Origin of the sequence: Paenibacillus lactis (assembly GCF_017873605.1) — a bacterium.
GTDB classification, from domain to species: domain Bacteria; phylum Bacillota; class Bacilli; order Paenibacillales; family Paenibacillaceae; genus Paenibacillus_AQ; species Paenibacillus_AQ lactis.
On sequence record NZ_JAGGKI010000001.1, the window covers coordinates 553,003 to 569,829 of the forward strand.

Here is a 16,827-nt window from a genome sequence, read left to right on the forward strand (position 1 = left end):
GCAAGCGCGCATATGGCAAAGCGCACGCGGCCGCCGCGGCATATGAAGGCGCAATCGTAAAAAGGCGCCCACGACCGGGCGCCTTCGCTGCACTAGCGTAACAATCAGTACGAGATAACCGCTCCAAGGATTTGGTCCGGTCTGGACGTATAATCCCGATAAATATCCGCGGCATGGGATAACGGCACTTGTGTCGTAATGAGCGATCCCGCGGATATTCGCCCTTCCGACAGGAGGCGGATATACTCCTTCATATTCCGGCCTTCCGTCCATCTGACGAATCCGATCGGGTAATCGCGCCCTTCCCTTTCGTATTCCGGGTCGTACCGCCCCGGCCCGCCGGCCCGGGAGATGACGACATCCGCTTCCTTCTTGAACATTTGTCCGCGGCTGAATTCCATCACCATATCCCCGACGATGACGATTTTACCGCGATCGCGAATCCAATCAAAGCTGCGGTCCAGCAGCTCTTTCTGGGCGCCGGAGGCGCAGTGAAGGACGGCGTCGGCACCGATATGGCCCGTTACGCTGCCGATAGCCTCCTCTACCTCCTCGAAGGTTGCGCACACCGTAATGCCTGCGACCTCCTGAAGCGTCTTTCGCCGCTCCTCGTATAGGTCAATGGCAATGACCTTTATGGCGGCGGCATGAGCGATTCGGGCGACCAGCTGGCCGATGACGCCGAGCCCGATGACAACGGCGCATTCGCCGAATACGAGCCCCGACTGGCGCAAACCGTGTATGGCAATGGCGCCTAAGCCGGCGGCCGAGGCTTCCTTCAGGCTGACATGGTCTGGAACGGGGGCGATCAAATGCTTAGGCACCAGCAAATATTCGGAATGGTTCACGTACGGTGCGCCGTAGCAAGCCACCTGCTGGCCGACGCGAATATCCGTCACCTCGCCTGCGACCTCCACCGCGATACCGGCTGCGCTGTATCCAAGCTTGCTCGGCGTCCCTCCGCTTCGATGAATGATCGATAATTCCGTGCCCGGGCTTACCATCGAATAGCTGGTTTTCATAAGAACGTGATTCGGCTTCATGAGAGGCTTCTCGCTCTCGATAATTTTTACCTGTTGTTCATGGGTTACGACGCTTTTCATCAGTCTGGTTTCCTCCATTTTTTATCGTTTGATTAGCCAGCTTTCTATCCACCATTCAGGAGTCGAGCAAGGACAAGGCGTCCCGGATTAAAATATCGGCTTCCGCCTCCGCAATATGCTTGCCTCTCTGGGCCTCGACTTGATGCAGGAACGCCTGCAGCTCCCCGCTTCCCAGCTTCCGGCGAAGGCTGTTCGCAATCCCGCCGTTATCAATCGCGCCCGATGCTTCAAACAGGTCGACCAGGCGGCTGAGCACCGCCGCGCTCGTCTCCGTATGAAAAACCACCTCGACTTGACTCGAATTGCCCGCCATATCGCTTCCGCTGACCACAAGCGTATGAGGACCGGGCTCAAGCAGATACAGCGGAACGCTTTCATTCGGAGCGATCGGCTGGCCGTCAAGCAGCAAGGCGGTGCGCGAGCTGTCCGGGCCGGACCCCTCATCATGCGTGATCACCTGCAGCTTAAGCACTTCGTCATTCGCGTAAACCGCTCCGGTCACCACGTTGGTCTGAACGCTCGGCGGGGTTCGATCAATCCGGAATGCCGCTTCGCGCTTCGCTTCCGTATGTCCGGCCAGGTCCACCGCGCGGTAGAGCAGACGGTACTCCCCGTCCGACGCGAATTCCAATTCGGCGCTGTCCGTCCCTGCGGTCAGCCACTCCGCGCCGCCGTTCAGGCTGTATTCGATCCGGCTGACGCCTGACCCATCGTCGGTGGCACTCAGCTTGATGCTTACAGGAGACACATACCAGCCGTTCGCTCCGTCAGGGGCTTCAGGAAGCATGGTCATCACCGTAACCGGAGCCTTCGAGTCGGTAATTGCCCGCACAACGACTTCAGCCTCCGGCGCCTGAACGGGTATCCCGCCCGGCAGTAATAGCACCTCCCCTGCATACAGACGCAGCGAGCCCGCAGCCTCTTCCGCAGCCTCCTTCATGCGGAAATTCAAGACAGCCGCTCCGGCGCTCCCGTCCGCTCCGCCGCTGCGGTTCCAAGTGAGGATCAGCCGGCCGGGCATTCCTTCTTGTACGGTATAGGCCTGACCCGGCCCCTCCTCGGCTGATCCTTCATAGTCAAACAGCGTCTCGTCATAAACAAGCACAGCCCGTTCCGCCCGCACGTCTAATCCGGAGCTGCCGGCTTTGGGTTCAAGCGTCGCCTGGAACTGCTCCCCGCTTCTTACCTCTTCCGGGGCGGCGAGCGTCAGGCCCGGCATATTCTCAGGGCTGGGATGGTTTGCACGGTCCTCCTCCGAAATGACCCGGACATTATCGAGAAGCAGCGTTCCCGTTAAGGCGTTGCTGAAAAACTGCAGCTTATCGATGCCCATGCTGTCTGGATTACGGAAGGCGAAGCCGTCTGCAGCGAGCGTACCATTGATATACAGGTCGTAGGTTTTCGACTCCGTATCGGCCACCGTTCTCATGTGATACCACTGTCCCGCTTCATACGGCATCAGCGTCCGAGCCGACGCACCGTCGTAGGCATGAATCGTACCGTTGTTCACAAACAGGATGACCGCGTTGTCGCGGCCTGCGGCATCCTTGATGTACGGCGCGCCGAAGGTCTGATTGGTCTGCTCCGGTCTGACCCAATACTCCACGGTCACCTCGCCTTCTAATGAATCGAACGCCCGGATCGCTGCCGTCTGGCCTGCCTTCGTATTGCGGAGGCTCAAGCTGCGGTTATCCACGCTCGGATTATCCGCGAGCGATACTTCCCCTCCGGTCTGATTCAGCTGCCAGCCGGAAGGCGCTTCGCTTCCGATGATGTTGAAGCTATCGTTCACCGTATAATCGAACGCCGTATCTGAAGTAAGGATTAGCCCTGCCTCATCCTGCTGAGTCCGGATCGATACGCCGTTTGGCAGCAGATAAAGCTCGGATGAGAACAGCCTTAGCGTCGTTTCCGTAGAGCCTGGCGCTTCCTTCACCCGGAAGTTCAATGCCGGGAGACTCTCGCTGGCCTCAGCATGCGCTCCGTTGGTCCAGGTGATAACTAGCTCGCCCGTTCCGGTGTTGAACACATCGTATGCCGCAGCCGGATCACCTGCCGCCAGTCCTTCGAAGTCCAATACATCCTCGTCATAGCCCAGCACAATCCGCTCCGGCAATACCCGGTATCCCAGCGTCAGGAGATCGAGCTTCACCTGCACAGCCTCGCCCGGTCCTGCCTCTTCCGGTGCGACCAGGACGATGGAAGGACTGACTCCCGGCGGAGGAGCTTCAAACTCGTCTTCCTCCGAGATAACTCGAACGTTATCGATATGCATGGCTCCGGCCGATGCGTTGCTGAAGAAGAGGAGCCGGCTGACGCGGCCGCTGCTTGTATTGCGGTATCCGAAGTCGTCTGCCGCCAATTGGCCGTTAACGTATAAATCGTAGGTTTTGGCGCTCGGATCGAGCTCAACCCGCATGTGATACCATTTTCCCGCCTGATAAGGGGTTACCACCGTCGATGTTGCTCCGTTGAACGCCGTAATATTGCCGCTGTTATTAAACAGGATAATCGCGATATCCCGATTGCCGGCATCGCGGATATACGGCGCGCCGAACGTCTGATTGCTCTGCTCGGGCTTCAGCCAGAACTCGATGGCCGCGCGGCCGTCGGGAGCATCGAATAGTCTGGTGGCCGAGGTCGAGCCCGCGCCTGTATTGCGAATCGTCAAGCTTCGGTTGGCCTCGCTCGGCATATCGGACAGCCCAATGGTGCCCCCCGTCGGGCTCAGTGCCCAGCCAACCAGCGATTCCGCATCCGCCGCATTAAAATGGTCGCTCACCGTGTAAGGCGGCAGCACCGCAGCCGAAGCATCGCTGTTCTGTTTGTCCTGCGGCGAGGGTGCCGGCTCCATCCGGTTCACGATTCCTGCCGCTATATCATCGATGAGAAACTGCCTTCCGGTACCGGCCACAAACCGGATCTCGTCAACCGCTGTCTGCGTCGGCATGCCAAGTCTTGCGGCTTTCCTTGCCTCGTCAATGTACACGTCGTAGCTGCCGGCCTGCGTGTCGATGACCAGCTTCACCTTATACCAGGTATCCGCAGCGTAAGCCTGCAGATTGGCAACCGAGGAGCCGTCGCTGGCTGTCATCCGTCCCTTGCCGTTCATCGAAATGCGTATCGCCTGCGATTCCCCGGCAGCAGGCAGCAAATCGAAGTGCAGCGGCACAGAGGCTTGCTCCGCTCGAATCCGGAACTGCGCATAAAGCAAGCCCTCTTGCGCTTCAAACTGAACGCCGGCCGTTAATCCTTCAGAGCCTCCTGCCAGCTGCAGCTCCCGGTCATTCATTGCGCCCGGCTGCTCCCAGACGATTGCCGACCCGCCCTCCGGCTCGGTCGCCCACCCCGGAGGCCGCTCGCCCGGAGCAGTCGCGTCGAATGGCTCGTCAAGCGCCGCCGTCACCGCTTCACCGTAAGCCGGCTCCTCGGGCGGAACCGGACCCCCGGATGCGAAGCTTCCCTCAATAACAAGCTGCGGAGTACCGTAGGAATGCTCCTTGCTGTGAAGCGCCAAGTTGACCCCTTCATAATCCGCGCCCGTTACGACAAGGGTCGCTGTTCGATCGCCCGCCAATTGACCGCGAACGTACTCGGTTACATCCCACTCGTAATACTGCTCCATACCGTTAATCCATACCCAATCCAGCGGTCCGGTCTCTTCAGCAGGAGCGTTCAGCCATGTCATATCCTGTTCATTCCAGCCGTCACCGGCGCCAAGCACGTTCAGCACCGCGGACTTGCCTTCCGGATTAAAGGTCTTCGCGCGCAATACGGCCCTGTTCACCGTATCCACCGAAGTCAGATCGAACTTCATGTACGCCTTCCGGTTGTTCCTTACGTCCCCGTCGTCCTTAGCCGACATGGTCGAAGCCGATCCGAACGGCTCTGCCGCTTCATCCCCATTGTGAACGGACGCATCCGCAACCGGTGATAACGCAAGTCTTGGCGGCGTTTCTACGCCTGCCTTCGAGAACGTGATCGACTGCGTCCGTCCCAGGGTTCCTCCTGTCTGAACGGCCAGCTTGATTGTCGGCGACATGCTCAGCACTTTAATGGAAGGATCGGAAGCTACGACACCGGCGGCGGCCCGGTGAATTTCCACCTCAATGATTCCCCGGTTCTCCTGCGTCGGGTCGGATACGGCGACCTCCAATTCGTCCCCCGTTTCCCGCACGGCTACCGCGGCCTTCTTATCCACGGTAATCAACTGATCGACCGTGCGTCTCACGTCTTCCCAGAACAAAGCAGCTGTCAGCTGCAATCGATTCTCCCTTACCGCATGGACGTAATCGTCCTGCTCCAGAATCGTCACGTCCTGCTGCGCCGAATAATCGGCCACTTCACCGGCCGTACGGTTCGGAAGCAGCGTATAAGCATACGAGCCGCCCGCCGGGCTTTTACCGTGATCGAACCATAGGTTCAGGAATCGGTTCTTATACACGGTCGGGTCCGTCGCCTGGTTGGACACTTCACCCCAAGTGCCGCTTCGCTCCTCCCGGAGTGCGTGCACCGTCGTTCCCTCATTCGGGAATACGTACCCGGTGCCGGCACTGCCCGACGGGCCCTCAAGATGAATATGCCGGACATGCTCCATCGCTGCGCTCCAGCCTAGCGACGTTGGCTGAAGTTGTCCGTTGACGGTGAGCGCCTGCCCTCCGTCACCGCTCAATTTGCGATTCTCGATCATGGTCTCGATCGTCCTACCATCCGTGCTGTTTATATCGGAACCGAGCGCCACAATTTCGTTATCAAAGGCAAACCAAGACTTTTTGGCGCTCAGCGTCGTCCGGTACCCTTCCAGCTCCATGCCCGAAGCTCCGAATTCGCCCGATATTTCCACGCCGCCGACCCAGCTTTTGGTGCTCAGCTTGTTACTGTCCATCTCCGGACGGTCGTATTCCGCGTCTACGGTGATGCCCGGAAGCCGCTTCATATTCACCGTCGCCCAATAATTGTTGTTATACTGCAGATCATCATCATCGTAGAGATAGGTCATCCCGGACGACGTATACCACCCCTTCTTGTTCTCCCCGTTCACCGTCTCAAAATCGTAAATCCGGTTCGAAAACATGCTCAGGCCGAATGCATAGCCAGGCCGCTGCTGAACGGCACGGTCCATGCCGGCATATTGCATGTAGACCGGCTGGACCGCCGCGGGAATGGTCGCGTCCTGCACAATCCTGTTCACGCGAAGCAGCATCGGGATCGACGCGGTGCTGCGGTAATCAAGCTGGTCCTTGCCCAGCACCCATGCCTTGATCGCCTGTTTGTACACGGACGCCCGTTCCGGCTCCGCGAACTCGCTCAGGATCAGCAGGGAATCGATCAGCTTGTTGCCTTGGACGTGATCGCTCGCCCCTTGCCTTGCAGTCGATCTCCCGTTCACCATATCCATCAGCCGCCCGTTATAGGCGAGCGGAAGATAGCCGTCGTCCGTCCATTGGTATACATTCTCCACCCTTGGATCGGACAGCTCCCAGGACGAGCCGTCCAGCAAGTACATTAACGTAATTAATATGCTGTACTGCTCCAATCCGTAGGTTCCGTTATACGCGTGCCTGTCATGGGAGATAAAGGAGCCGTCTCTGTACCAGCCGTTCCCTTCTTGTACATAGGGAAAGATCAGCGCTTCATAATCGCTCAGCCGGTCCCGGACGAGCGCCAGCCTGCTGCCGTCCTTCACCAGTATGCCGCGAAGCGCGATGGGCAGGGATTCCGACAGCCGATTCGCTCCATAAGAAGGAACCACGGACAGCGCGTACGTCGTCGGGTCATTGGCGAACCGGTGGACAGCGTCCATATAATGGCCCACCCGTTCGGGTCCGAGCTGCTCGTACAGCAGTGTTGTGATATTGCTTAGAACGGTCGGTACGTTAATTTCCCAGTGATGATAGTTGACCTTCCAGTCCAGACGCTCGTTGTACTGATTCTCGTATACCCAGTCCAAGCCTCCAATCAGATCGCTCAGCAATGCCGCGTCACCGTACAGCTCCGAACCTTTCGTGCTGTACGCCAGCGCCATGCGGTACAACCGCTTATAATTCTCATAAATATAAGACGAGCTGGGGAAATTGGCTTCTACCGCATCTTCCCACAAGTACGTTCTGCCGGGCTCCTTGTTCATGCTGTCCCAAGCGGATTGCCCGCCTGCCGAGATCGAATCGATGCGGGCCTGGACAGCGGGATCCTGAACGGGAAGCTCATACATATCCCCGCCGGTAAGATAATTGCGCCACTTCGCCCTTAACCGGTCGAACTCATCCCCGCCAGCTCCCGAGTCGGCAGCTGCAGGCTCTGCAAGCATGAACACCATCGCCACCATGAGCATCATTGCAATCGCGCGTTTCATCATGCACCTCCCAATTAGTTCTTGACAGACCATTACGTTATGCATATTATCTAATTGACAACTACATTCTAATAAACATTTGAAAACGCTGTCAACAGTTAAATTAACTACCGCACTGCATTATATCTAATTCATAATTGGTTTTCATCCTTTTTTTGTTGAGAGTGCCTTACCACATATAGAAGCAAGACGTCTCTCATGCAATGGGCTTCAATGAAGACCGCCAGATTAAAAAAGGAGGAGCATTTATGTCAAAAAAGATGTTTTCTGCAGCACTGGTTTTGACGCTTCTAATCTCGCTTCTTGCAGCATGCAGCGGGAACGGCAGCGGGAATAACCCGCCTGCCGCCGGTTCCGACGGATCGCCTGCGCCGGCTGGCTCCGGCGGCGGGCAAGCGGCGACCGCCGATTACGGCGATACTGGAGGTCTTGCCCTCCCTCTCGTTGATAAACCGACCACGATTAAGATGCTTGTCGTCAGCGACTCTACCAAGCTGAACGAGAAGTGGGCCGTCCAAGAGCTAGAAAGGCGAACCGGCGTTAAGGTCAACCTCGAATTTTACTCCACCGCCACGTTCAAAGAAAAGCTGAATTTCATTCTGGCTTCCGGGGATTTACCGGATATTATTCACGGCCCTTCGCTCGCGGAGCTCAACGACCTCGGCGGCAAAGGCGCCTTCGCCGCCATCAACGATTACCTCGACCAGCTGCCCAACTTCAAGGCACTTTACGTAGACAATCCGGAGAACAATTGGGTCATGAAGTCTTACTCCGATGAGAAGGGAAATCTGTACACATGGCCGACTTACGGCATCAACCGCGAAGTGAATCACGGCTTCCTGTACCGCAAAGACATTTTCGAGAAGCATAATATCCCGCTTTGGACCAATCAGGACGAATTTTATCAGGCGCTGAAGAAGCTGAAGGAATTGTATCCGAACTCCGTCCCGTACTCTTCCAAGACGCAGGCCAACATCTTCCGGGATTGGGGACACAGCTGGGGGCTCAGCGGTTACCCGAACAATTATGACGAGGAAACGAAGCAATGGGAGTTCTCGTTCACCCAGCCGGAGTTTAAAGAAATGCTGGATTTCATGAAGAAGCTTTACAATGAGGGACTGCTTGATCCGGAGTTTATGACCGATACGTCCGCCAACTGGACTGCCAAGATGACCAGCAACAATTCATTTGTCACCTATGACTGGATCGGCCGTCTCGACATGTTCGCGACCCAAGCGAAAGACGCCATTCCGGACTATGATCTCCGGTACGGCAATCCGATCGGCCCATCCGGCAAAACGCTCAGCCTGCCGAGAATCGCGACGTTCGGCCATGCGGTGGCAAAAAACAAAAACACCGAAGTCTCTATGAAGCTCCTGGATTATTTGACAAGCCCGTCCGGCGCAGAGCTGATGACGGTGGGCCAGGAAGGCGTCAACTATGAGCTTGACGAGAACGGCAGACCTGTCTATCCGGAGCTGAAGGACCTTGAGCTCGTTGATATTAAAGCGCTTGAGGATAAATACGGCTTGTGGACGCAAGGCTTCTATGTCCGCACCGATTCCCGCAGCGTGTACTATAACTTCACCGAGAAAGAGCAGGAAGCGCAGGATATGATGAAGGATAAGAAGCTTGCGCTTGATCCGGTCCTGAAATTTACCGACGAGGAGACCTCCACGATCGCGGAGCTCACCCAAGCGCTGCAAAAGGCGGGCGAGGAATTCAGCGCGAAATACGTCTTAACCGCTTCCCACGGTCAGGCGGAATGGGATGCGTGGCTTCAGCAAGCAAAGAAACTCGGCGAAGATGAGTTCGTCGGTGCGTATAATGCGGCGCAAGCGCGTTATGATGCCGAGTAAGGAGAGCTAGAAGATGACCGAGAGACCGTACCCCCTCCCTTCATTGGGCGTACGGTCCTATTTGTTCAAGGAGGTATGTCGATGAATCCGAAGATGAGCGCAGGTGAAGCCGGGCCGTCCAGAGCCAAACCGTCCTGGTTGATCTCCCAGCTTCAGCACATGAAGAGAGACCGGCAGTTTTTGCTGATGCTGCTCCCTTGTATCGTGTTTTACATTTTGTTCCGTTACGGCCCTATTTACGGGCTCATTATCGCGTTCAAAGACTACAGCGTGTTTGAAGGCATTCTGGGCAGCGAATGGGTTGGCCTCGAGCATTTCCGCACCTTTTTCAGCAGCAACGACTTCTGGCTCTTGTTCAAAAACACCCTGCTCCTCGGGCTGTACAGCTTACTGTGGGGATTTCCGTTCCCGATCCTGTTCGCCATCCTATTGAACGAAGTGCGCAACAAGCGCTTTAAAAAGTCGGTGCAAACGTTCAGCTATCTGCCCGCGTTCCTGTCCATCGTCATCATCTGCAGCATGGTTATCGACTTCCTGTCGCCAGGACGCGGTCTGCTCAATCAATTCCTGCAATGGATCGGGCTCGAGAAAATCTATTTCATGATCGCGCCCGAATGGTTTAGGACGATCTATGTCGCATCGGATATTTGGGCCTCGATGGGGTATGAAGCGATCATCTATCTTGCTGCCATTGCCGGCATTAATCCGTCCCTGTACGAAGCCGCCAAGGTGGACGGCGCGAAGCGCTGGCATCTGATGCGATATATTACGTTTCCTTCGCTATTGCCGACCATCCTTGTCCTATTTATCCTGAAGGCAGGCTCCATGTTCCGAATCGGCTTCGAAAAAGTGCTCCTTCTGTATAACCCGATGACGTACGAGGTGGCGGACGTATTCTCGACGTATGTCTATCGAAAAGGTCTGATCGAGCGTGACTACAGCTTCGCAGCCGCCGTGGGGATTTTTGAAGCCTTGATCGCTTTGATCATGCTCGTTGCCGCAAATCTGATCAGCAGAAGAATGGGGGGCAAAAGCTTATGGTAGGAGAAAAAAGATGGAGTCTGTTCACGATCTTCAACACGCTCATCTTATCCGCTGTAGCGGTCGCCACGCTGTATCCGGTCATTTATATTATCGCTATCTCGTTCAGTGAATCGTCGGCGATTGCGCAAGGCAAAGTGTTTCTGTGGCCGGTAGGCTTTAATCTCGATGCGTATCGCTATATCTTCTCGGAGGACCGGATTCCTTCGGCCTATTTGAACACCATCTTGTATACGGCGCTCGGCACGCTCATAAATCTCGTGATGACCGCTGTAGCTGCATACCCGCTCTCCCGTCCCGGTTTGTTCTGGCGGAAGTTCTTTGTTATCGGCATCGTCCTGACGATGTTCCTGAACGGGGGCATGATCCCGACCTACCTGGTCGTCGACAAGCTGGGTCTTCTGAACAGCATCTGGGCCATCGTTCTTCCAAACGCCATCTGGACGATGGAGCTGCTTATTCTGAAAAGCTTCTATGAGAATATGTCCGAATCGCTGCGGGAATCGGCCATTTTGGACGGCGCGACGGAGTTTCGCATTTTATGGAGCATCATCATCCCGCTGTCGAAGCCGGCGCTTGCGTCGATCGGACTGTTCTATTTCATGGGACACTGGAACAGCTATTTTCTCCCAATGATCTATCTGAACGACGTGGACAAATACCCCTTGCAGGTCGTGCTCAGGGATATGCTGATTCTGCAGTACGCGGAGGAATCACAAGTGGAGGGCACGAAGGCGCTAATGCCGGACGCGGTGAAGAACGCCACCATCTTCATCTCCATGATTCCCGTACTGCTGATCTATCCGTTCGCCCAAAAGTATTTCGCCAAAGGCGTCATGCTTGGTTCGGAGAAGGGATGACGCCCGCGTTAAAAAAACGCCCTTTCGCTTCCCCGGGTACACCGGCGGCGAAAGGGCATTTTCTTTTCGGGAATGCTCCACAATCGTCAGACTTGCTGGATTCTCTTGAAATAATGCTTAGCTATACAAGGAACGCATCGCTTCGACTTTTTCCTGAATGTATGTGATCGCTTCAACCGGCCCCTTAATCTTGACCTCGCTCCCGAGATTCCAGATCAAGTCTACATAGAAACGTAAATCCTCCGTGGCAATCTGAATGGCTGCCGCTCCGCTTCCGTCTTCGTTGCGCTGTATACTCGGGGCAAACCGGGGATTGGATTCCAGAAGCCATACTCCCTTCCTGGTGATCTCGATATGCAGCACCGTTTGATCCAGATGGCCTTTCTCCGGCTTATTCATCAGCGTCATCTTCCGGATCTCGTCCAGGGGAGGGACCGATGGATTGAGCGCTGCCGACAGGATCCGATCCGCCCTGAACTGACGGATATCCTCCCGCTCAAAACAATAAGCCGGGCAATACCAATAACCGGAGCTCGTGTAAAGGCCGATGGGCTGAATATCCCGCTTGGCTATCCCGCTGCTGGAGTTGTACTCCATGGTGACCACTTCGCCGGTCATGATGGCTTGCATCAGCGTTTGAAGAATCCCCGGAGCCATGGAACGGTACGGACTCCATAACATGATTCGCCCGTCCAGCCGATCGATCTGCTCCTTGATATCGGCAGGCAGATAATGATAAAACTTTTGCAGTGCGGATTCGGCCCCTTCGCCAAATGGCAGGGAGCTGAAGTAGTCCAGTGACTGGCACGCGAAGAACATCGCGATGGCCTCGCTTTCCGACAGGCTGATGGGCGGCAGCATCCTGTCTTGAAGCAGCTTGTACCCTCCCCCTCTTCCTTGAATGGAATAGATCGGGATGCCGAGCTCGGACAGCTCCTGCAAGTCACGGGTAATCGTTCGAGTGGACAACCCAAATTCATCGGCAAGCTCTCGAACGGTAAATGACTTTTTTGCATTGATCATCATAATCAGCTGAATGAGACGCTGCGACTTTTGCATGGGTCACCTTCTCTTCGAAGTTTTTTTCATTATAGCATTTAAATAAGACATGATTTGTCTTATTTACGTGATACGATGTTCACAAATAGCACGCAGCATATCAACCTGTGAGGGGAGTTAACTAATATGAAGAAGAACACCAACGAAGAGATCGGTTTTGTATTTATCCATGGAGCGGGATTAGAGGGCCGAATATGGAGTAACGTTGCGGAGGGACTGGGTCAGCCTTCTTTACTCCTCGATTTTCCGCTCAGGAAAGGCCCGGTCGATTCAAGAAGCGACTTGGCTTTAGAGGATTATGTCAGCCATATGGAACATCAAGTAAATCAATGGGGCATCCAGCGGTTTGTCATCGTCGCACATTCGCTCGGAGGCGTTCTAGCCCTAAAGCTCGCTTCCAAATTCTCTGATCGATTGGCCGGCTTTGTCGCCGTAGGGGCAGCGATCCCTAAGAACGGCGGTTCGTTCGTGTCGGTTCTTCCTTTCCCTAAACGAATGCTCATGACGGCCATATTGCGCAAATGGGGTACCAAACCGCCGGAATCCGCCATCCGCGCCGGCTTATGCAATGACCTGTCAGAGGAACAGACGACGGGGCTCGTACAAGGCTTCGTTCCCGAGGCCGTACGCGTATACACGGACCGGGCTCATGCGGACGTTCCGGCTGTGCCGAAGCTGTACGTCAAGCTGACGAAGGACAAGGAATTCCCTTCTTCCCTGCAAAATAAAATGATCTCGCATCTATCCCCGCATTCCGTTGAACAACTGGAATCCGGCCACTTGCCGATGCTCAGCAAGCCGGGAGATTTGCAGCGCATTCTGCAATCTTTCCTGGATCGCATCGCTTAATTGAAACGGATACCCGTAGAAGTTAGTACAGAAAAAGGCTGCCAGCGTGCTGGCAGCCTTTAAGGTTGTTACCTTTGTTGAATCAAAAAATCCAAAAACATCTCCGTCGTCGGAAAAACATAATTGCCTTGGAAACTTCGGCTAGTAAATGCCACGCCTTGGAACGTGCTGTAATAGAATAAAGCCAATCTTCGCGGGTCCCCCGGCTTGAATTCGCTTTGCCGCTGCCCGGCTTGAATGAGCTCTGATAGGCTATCGATCAACCGGTTCATCGAGGCCCGTACGGCATTCTTCAGATCCGGGCTCAGCTCTCGATCTGTAAAACTATCGATCTGGCTAATTAGAAGCAGCCCATCCGTGGAGGAAGGATCCTCTTGAAGGTTACTCAGCAAAAATGTGGTTGCTTCTATGATCACATCTTTTTCATTGCCCTCTTGTTCAAAGAGCCCCGCCATACGGTCAAACCCGGGGATCGAAATTTCGATCAGCCTGCTCATGATTTCTTCTTTGGTAGCAAAGTACCGATATGCTAACCCTTTACTGAGACCGGCATCATCCGCAATGTCCTGCATTGTGGTTTTGCCAAACGTTTTTGTAGCGAAAAGTTTAGCTGCCGATAATAAAATCTTCTCCGTAGCCTCGGCTCTCATGGTTTCAAAGCGTTCTTTCTGCTTGCTCAACGCTAACTGCTCCTCCCGTTCTTCACCTTATTCTGCTGTTAGGAATCCTTGATCCTCCATCATTTGTGTAGGGGCATCATGGGTAATCGTAAAGACCATCTTAATCGAATCTTCTTTAACATGCAAAATGTAAAAAGAATCATGAACCAGATCGAAGGATTTACCCGAAGCCTGCTCGACTCTCGCCGTGCCTTTAACTTCTACCAGCACATAGTTGTCTTTTAAAGGGGTTTCCTTTACGGGCGTAAGCTTGAAAAACTGATAGCCTAAAGATTTTAAGTATTCCCCCGATTCTCTCGTCCCTGCCAAGTAATCCCCCTTCTTCACCGCATGTACGTCACCGGATGGATAGGCGCCCACCAAGGGGTCATTCACCAAGGGATCAAGAAGCTCCGGATCGTACATATTGTTCGCGTGCTCGAAATCTTTGAAATAATTCTGAATTCTTTGGCTTACTTCGCTCATTGTTTATTCCTCCAACCTCTTTTTAGAGTGATTTCCAATAAAATAAATGACTGAATATATAGTCATTATATTTTCTGTTCCATTAACTGTCAACCTCGTTCGAGAAAAATATACCCAATATTACTTCTGGTTTCTTAATATTGAAGGTAAAGTGTAAGCATATACGCTCGACCATCAACACTCCCGGGGGAGCAAGCCGCAGGTTGGCCTATGTTTGAACCTTCATGAAAGGAGCTTCACCCGGCTTTGTTGATGCGATGGGCACGATTATTTATTTTCCAATCTGTCACATCGGCACGTTTCCATACGTCAATCCAATGAGAGCTTATAGAAGGGAGACTTTTCAATGACCGACACCCATTGGCTTACGGATCAATTCGAAGCCCATCGTTCCCATCTGCGATCGGTAGCTTACCGAATCCTCGGAAGCTGGAACGAGGCAGAAGATGCCGTTCAGGAATCGTGGTTTCGATTGAACCGCTCCGAAACGGATGCGATCGAGAATATCAGAGGGTGGCTGACAACCGTTGTGTCCCGGGTATGCCTTGACATGCTGCGTTCCCGAAAGGCACGGCGCGAAGAATCAATGGAGGCTTACGAAATCGGAAAGCTCACCGATCTTGAAGCTGGGGGTGACCCGGAGCGGGAGGCGTTACTGGCTGATTCGATCGGCCTGGCATTGCTCGTGGTGCTTGGCACCTTGAGTGCCGATGAGCGGGTTGCATTCGTGCTGCATGACATTTTTGCCCTCCCTTATGCGGAGATTGCTCCTATTATAGGCTGCTCCGAGGCCGCAGCGAGGCAAATGGCCAGCCGTGCGCGCCGCCGCATACAAGGAGCAAAGACTTCGTCCAAGACGGACCTCTCCATTCAGAGGAGACTCGTTGATTCCTTTCTGGCGGCGGCGCGGAGCGGCGATCTCGGCGCATTGCTTCAGGTCCTCAACCCGGGAGTCGTGCTGCGCAGCGATCGCGAGAACGCTCCGAAAGAAGTCCGCGGTACCCATGCTGTAGCCGAACAATTGATGTGGGGACGCGCCAAAGCGGCACGGCCGGCTCTCGTCAACGGAGAGGTCGGCGTCGTCATTTCGCCTGGGGGGCAATTGCTCCTCGTGTTGGCTATCGACTATGCGGACGGGAAGATCAACGGAATCGATGTGATTTCCGATCCGGCACGTATGAAGGAACTGGACTTGGTCACGTTGAGCGAGTAAAAGGCTTTTCATTCTATATTTATATGGAGGGATTTGCATGATCCTGTTCTCGATCGTACTTCAGAGCTTACTTGTGGCTTATTATCTATTCTCGGGCACGGCCAAAATCATCGGAGCCAAGTACTGGGCCGATATCTTTGCCCACCTTGGGCTCTCCCAGAGATTTCGCGTCGTTACCGGCTTCGTCCAATTAGTCGGAGCTGCCGGGCTTATCGCTGGTTACTGGTATAGCTGGGCAATCGCTTGGGCCGGGGTATGGCTTGGTATCACGATGCTGGTCGCATGCCTCGTGCATCTCAAAGCCCGGGACACTTTCGGAAAAACAGCACCTGCCCTCGTATTCGCTGCATTGAATATCATCGTCCTATCCATCAACGCAAACGAGCTGACTAATATTTTCTGAACGAGCCGGATTGCCCAAGATAACATAATGGCTGAATGTACACTGTTCCAAATCTCGCCGTAACGAAAAGGGCACCTCGTTCGAGGTGCCAATTCATCAACGGAGTGATCTCAAGATAACGTCCTCATCGGACCATTGCGCGTTATGCAGCCCTGTAATTACTTGATCACTCCCTCAACATGATCCGCCCTTGCAAAGGACACCGCCGCAAACTCGGCTTCATGGAAAGCCTGGGCCAATACTTGATCTTTCCCCCGTAACCTTCCTTGGGCACGGATGATTTGATAGTCAATGCCCATAAAGTTAAACATCGCTTTTAAATATTTGTGAGAATACTCGACTTCGGTGTACCAATCCTCGTTCGTATAGATACCGTCACTTGCTTGAATGACAAGCACGCTTCTGCCGTCTTTTAGCAGACCGACCGAGCCCTTGTCCGTATAGGCGAACGTCTCTTTAGCGATCATGATGTTATCCATATAGTCTTTCAGCTTGGAGGGAATGTTAAAGTTATGGAGCGGCATGGCGATGACATATTTCTTCGCACGCTTAAATTGCTGCAGAATTTCGGTCATGCGGGAGTCGAGCGCCTGCTCTTCTTCAGTCAAGGGCTCCCCGCCTCTCCTTTTCTCCTGCAGGCTCAGAAAGGTACGGTCTATGCAAGGAATAGGCTCCCGATATAAATCGATCTGTTCGATTGGCCCTTCCGGATTCATCTCTCGATACGACTCCAGAAAATGATGGAGCACTTGCAGGCTTAACGACGAATCGGCATCCACCATGGGGTGAGCATTGATAACGAGCAGTGTTTCCAATTTCGATCTCTCCCTTATCCTGTAGTTCTGATACATAGATGAGACAAATAGCAGATGTCTTTTGTGACATGATCGCTGAGGACGCCAAATAAAAAAACCGACCCCAAAAACAGGTCGGTTATTCTTGT

The 16,827-nt window shown here is 54.1% G+C and carries 12 protein-coding genes; 6 read left to right on the top strand and 6 right to left on the bottom strand.

Annotated elements, in window-relative coordinates; translation table 11 throughout:
• Nucleotides 1-104: 104 nt before the first annotated feature.
• Nucleotides 105-1,103, bottom strand: a complete 999-nt coding sequence (locus J2Z18_RS02235; RefSeq protein WP_210094125.1) for a zinc-dependent alcohol dehydrogenase — start codon at nt 1,101-1,103, stop codon at nt 105-107.
• 55 nt (nt 1,104-1,158) lie between these two features.
• A complete protein-coding gene (locus J2Z18_RS02240) occupies nt 1,159-7,455 on the bottom strand; it encodes a polysaccharide lyase family 8 super-sandwich domain-containing protein (RefSeq protein WP_210094126.1) in 6,297 nt (2,098 codons plus the stop codon).
• A gap of 248 nt (nt 7,456-7,703) precedes the next feature.
• On the opposite strand from J2Z18_RS02240, the gene J2Z18_RS02245 reads away from it, so the two are divergent.
• The 3 genes from J2Z18_RS02245 (at nt 7,704) to J2Z18_RS02255 (ending at nt 11,215) form a co-directional block, all read left to right on the top strand.
• Nucleotides 7,704-9,314 carry an extracellular solute-binding protein gene (locus J2Z18_RS02245; RefSeq protein WP_210094127.1) on the top strand — a complete coding sequence of 537 codons (1,611 nt, stop codon included), beginning with the start codon at nt 7,704-7,706 and terminating at the stop codon, nt 9,312-9,314.
• An 81-nt stretch (nt 9,315-9,395) separates the two neighbouring features.
• Nucleotides 9,396-10,358 carry an ABC transporter permease gene (locus J2Z18_RS02250; RefSeq protein WP_077568869.1) on the top strand — a complete coding sequence of 321 codons (963 nt, stop codon included), beginning with the start codon at nt 9,396-9,398 and terminating at the stop codon, nt 10,356-10,358.
• Complete coding sequence (locus tag J2Z18_RS02255) at nt 10,352-11,215, top strand: carbohydrate ABC transporter permease (RefSeq protein ID WP_007129107.1); 864 nt, start codon at nt 10,352-10,354, stop codon at nt 11,213-11,215. Before J2Z18_RS02250 ends, J2Z18_RS02255 begins: the two co-directional genes overlap by 7 nt.
• 117 nt (nt 11,216-11,332) lie before the next feature.
• Here the strand turns inward: J2Z18_RS02255 and J2Z18_RS02260 are convergent, their stop codons facing one another.
• On the bottom strand, nt 11,333-12,274 hold the full coding sequence (locus tag J2Z18_RS02260; protein ID WP_210094128.1) for a helix-turn-helix transcriptional regulator: 942 nt from the start codon (nt 12,272-12,274) through the stop codon (nt 11,333-11,335).
• A gap of 126 nt (nt 12,275-12,400) precedes the next feature.
• Here J2Z18_RS02260 and J2Z18_RS02265 point away from each other — a divergent pair, with 126 nt between their 5' ends.
• Nucleotides 12,401-13,123, top strand: a complete 723-nt coding sequence (locus J2Z18_RS02265; RefSeq protein WP_210094129.1) for an alpha/beta fold hydrolase — start codon at nt 12,401-12,403, stop codon at nt 13,121-13,123.
• Between the two features lie 68 nt (nt 13,124-13,191).
• Here the strand turns inward: J2Z18_RS02265 and J2Z18_RS02270 are convergent, their stop codons facing one another.
• Both J2Z18_RS02270 and J2Z18_RS02275 read right to left on the bottom strand, forming a co-directional pair.
• Nucleotides 13,192-13,803, bottom strand: a complete 612-nt coding sequence (locus J2Z18_RS02270; RefSeq protein WP_210094130.1) for a TetR/AcrR family transcriptional regulator — start codon at nt 13,801-13,803, stop codon at nt 13,192-13,194.
• Nucleotides 13,804-13,830: 27 nt separating this feature from the next.
• Nucleotides 13,831-14,268 carry a DUF6841 family protein gene (locus J2Z18_RS02275; RefSeq protein WP_210094131.1) on the bottom strand — a complete coding sequence of 146 codons (438 nt, stop codon included), beginning with the start codon at nt 14,266-14,268 and terminating at the stop codon, nt 13,831-13,833.
• Nucleotides 14,269-14,614: 346 nt separating this feature from the next.
• Here J2Z18_RS02275 and J2Z18_RS02280 point away from each other — a divergent pair, with 346 nt between their 5' ends.
• Nucleotides 14,615-15,481 carry a sigma-70 family RNA polymerase sigma factor gene (locus tag J2Z18_RS02280; protein WP_210094132.1) on the top strand — a complete coding sequence of 289 codons (867 nt, stop codon included), beginning with the start codon at nt 14,615-14,617 and terminating at the stop codon, nt 15,479-15,481.
• Between the two features lie 37 nt (nt 15,482-15,518).
• Nucleotides 15,519-15,884: a DoxX family protein gene (locus J2Z18_RS02285; RefSeq protein WP_210094133.1), complete on the top strand. Its 366-nt coding sequence runs from the start codon at nt 15,519-15,521 to the stop codon at nt 15,882-15,884.
• A 158-nt stretch (nt 15,885-16,042) separates the two neighbouring features.
• Here the strand turns inward: J2Z18_RS02285 and J2Z18_RS02290 are convergent, their stop codons facing one another.
• A complete protein-coding gene (locus J2Z18_RS02290) occupies nt 16,043-16,699 on the bottom strand; it encodes an FMN-dependent NADH-azoreductase (protein WP_210094134.1) in 657 nt (218 codons plus the stop codon).
• Nucleotides 16,700-16,827: the final 128 nt, after the last annotated feature.

Bases quoted from the DNA above. Each gene is read 5' to 3' on its own strand.
- J2Z18_RS02235 (WP_210094125.1), bottom strand. From the start codon at position 1,103: ATGAAAAGCGTCGTAACCCATGAACAACAGGTAAAAATTATCGAGAGC.
- J2Z18_RS02240 (WP_210094126.1), bottom strand. From the start codon at position 7,455: ATGAAACGCGCGATTGCAATGATGCTCATGGTGGCGATGGTGTTCATG.
- J2Z18_RS02245 (WP_210094127.1), top strand. From the start codon at position 7,704: ATGTCAAAAAAGATGTTTTCTGCAGCACTGGTTTTGACGCTTCTAATC.
- J2Z18_RS02250 (WP_077568869.1), top strand. From the start codon at position 9,396: ATGAATCCGAAGATGAGCGCAGGTGAAGCCGGGCCGTCCAGAGCCAAA.
- J2Z18_RS02255 (WP_007129107.1), top strand. From the start codon at position 10,352: ATGGTAGGAGAAAAAAGATGGAGTCTGTTCACGATCTTCAACACGCTC.
- J2Z18_RS02260 (WP_210094128.1), bottom strand. From the start codon at position 12,274: ATGCAAAAGTCGCAGCGTCTCATTCAGCTGATTATGATGATCAATGCA.
- J2Z18_RS02265 (WP_210094129.1), top strand. From the start codon at position 12,401: ATGAAGAAGAACACCAACGAAGAGATCGGTTTTGTATTTATCCATGGA.
- J2Z18_RS02275 (WP_210094131.1), bottom strand. From the start codon at position 14,268: ATGAGCGAAGTAAGCCAAAGAATTCAGAATTATTTCAAAGATTTCGAG.
- J2Z18_RS02280 (WP_210094132.1), top strand. From the start codon at position 14,615: ATGACCGACACCCATTGGCTTACGGATCAATTCGAAGCCCATCGTTCC.
- J2Z18_RS02285 (WP_210094133.1), top strand. From the start codon at position 15,519: ATGATCCTGTTCTCGATCGTACTTCAGAGCTTACTTGTGGCTTATTAT.